The organism is Actinosynnema sp. (genome assembly GCF_052038725.1).
On record NZ_JBQGCX010000951.1, the window covers coordinates 1 to 2,205 of the forward strand.

The window sequence follows — 2,205 nt, forward strand, 5'->3', positions numbered from 1 at the left end:
CAGGTACGCGCCCGGCCGCCGGGGAGCGGCGGCGGGCAGCGCGTCGAACGCCGTCCAGTCCGACCAGGTGGCCAGCGCGGCCAACGCGCCGGGAAGCCGCGGCGCCGTTCGCAGATCGCCCATGACCGCCCACGGTGGACCACGCGGGCGCGCGCCCCTCCGAAGAACCGCGGAACTCCCCGGATCGGGGGAGAACCCTACGCCGAGGCCTGCGCCCGCCGCTCCACCAGCGCCGACACCCCGACCACCGCCAGCCCGGCCACGCTCAGCGCCACCCCCACCCAGGCGGTGGACACCAGCCCCCACCCGGCCGCGATCGCCAGACCGCCCAGCCACGCCCCGGCCCCGTTGGCCACGTTCAGCGCCGAGTGGTTCGACGACGCCGCCAGCGACGGCGCGTCCGGCGAGGCGTCCATCAGCCGCACCTGGAGCGCGGACGCCAGCACCTGCGAGACGAACCCGATCAGGAACACCAGCGCGATCGCCGCCACCGGCCAGGACGCCAGCAGCCCGAACAGCACCAGCACCAGCACCATCACCGCCATCGACCCGAGCACGCTGCCCGCCACCGACCGGTCGATGAAGCGCCCGCAGAACGTCGCGCCGATCGTCATGCCCAGGCCGAACACCGCCAGCACCCACGGCACCGCGGACTCGGCCAGCCCGGTCACCTCGGTCGTGATGGGCGAGATGTACGAGTACACCGCGAACATCCCGCCGAACCCGACCATGCCGGTGGCCAGCGCCAGCCACACCGGCAGCCGCCGGAACGCCCGCAGCTCCGCCGCCACGCTCGCGTCGCGCGGCGCGGCCACCCCTGGCAGGGAGCGGGCCAGCGCGAGCGCCGTCACGACCTCGATCGCCGCCACCGCCAGGTAGGCCGAGCGCCACCCGATCTGCTGCCCGGCGGCCGTCGCGGCGGGCACGCCCACCAGGTTCGCCACGGTCAGCCCGACCATCACGCGCGCCACGGCGGTGCCGCGCCGGTGCGCGGGCACGAGCGCGGCGGCGACGACGGCGGAGATGCCGAAGTACGCCCCGTGCGGCAGCCCGGCGAGGAACCTGGCCGCCAGCAGCGACCCGGTGTCCCACGCGACGGCGGACAGCCCGTTGCCGACCGCCAGCGCCACGGTCAACGCGATCAGCAGCCCCTTGCGCGGCAGCCGCGCGGCCAGCCCGGCGATCAGCGGGGCGCCCACGACCACGCCCAGCGCGTACAGCGTGATCGCGTGCCCGGCGGCGGGGATGGAGATGGCGAACGTCTCGGCGACCTGGGGGAGCAGGCCCATCGTCGCGAACTCGGTGGTGCCGATGCCGAAGCCGCCGAGGGCGAGCGCGGTCATCGCGGCTCCGGACCCTCGGGCGGGCGTGGTCTGCGCGGGCGCGGTGACCGTCATGGGGCTGGGTTCTCCAGGGGAAGTGGGCCCGAGTCGGCGCTGACCGGCGACCAGTTGTCCGTTGGTGGTTGAAACGATTTTAACCGTGAGGATCATCCCACCTGTGCACGTCGGTTGTCACGGGGTTCGGGAAGCCGTTGCCCCCGAGCCGGTGCGGCGCCCGTCCCACCCGCGGAGCGCCCCGAGCTGCTCGGACACCGGAACGACGAGTTCCTCGACTTCCGGCACTTCACCTGGCCCGACTCCCTGGGCCACGCCTACCGGTGGGTCCACGTCGGCTGGTTCGCCCTGACCGCCCCCGACGCGGGCGACCACGAGCGGTTCCGCGACGACCACGCGGGCGGCGGTGGCGCTCGTGGCGCCCGCCGACGACTGACACCGGGGGAGGCACGGGAACCGCCGCCGCGCACCGCAGAAGTCGGGTGTGCCGGACCGCGCGGTGTGGGTGACTGGACGCCCCGCACCCCCCCGGAGGCACCCGTGGAACGCGCCAACGCCGATCCCGCCGTCGTCGCGGCCAAGCACGCCCGCCTCGGCGAGCCGCACGTCGCCCCGCTGGTGGCGCTCGCCGACCGGATCGCCGCCGCCGAGGGCCTGCCCGCGGGCGCGGTCCCGTACCCCGACCCGGACTTCGGCGGGGTGCGCGCCCGCGCGCTGGTCCTGCTGGACAACCCCGGCCCGAGGGCGAAGGCGGGCACCGGGGGGTCCGGCCTGCTCAGCGTCGAGAACGACGACCCCGCGGCCGCCCGCGCCCACGCCGCCTACGCCTACCTGGGCGTCGACCTGGGCCAGTGCCTGCACTGGAACG

The 2,205-nt window shown here is 75.7% G+C and carries 2 protein-coding genes; one reads left to right on the forward strand and one right to left on the reverse strand.

Translation table 11 applies throughout. From position 1 onward, the window contains the following. Positions 1-197: 197 nt before the first annotated feature. The gene (locus ACTUAL_RS20155) at positions 198-1,397 is read right to left on the reverse strand and encodes an MFS transporter (RefSeq protein ID WP_440901341.1); all 1,200 of its coding nucleotides are present in this window, start codon (positions 1,395-1,397) and stop codon (positions 198-200) included. Between the two features lie 480 nt (positions 1,398-1,877). Here ACTUAL_RS20155 and ACTUAL_RS20160 point away from each other — a divergent pair. After that, the coding region (locus ACTUAL_RS20160) for a hypothetical protein (protein WP_440901342.1) at positions 1,878-2,205 on the forward strand (328 nt) is incomplete at its 3' end.

What these genes read in the sequence shown, in the direction of transcription:
- ACTUAL_RS20155 (WP_440901341.1), bottom strand. Translation starts at nt 1,397, where the DNA reads ATGACGGTCACCGCGCCCGCGCAGACCACGCCCGCCCGAGGGTCCGGA.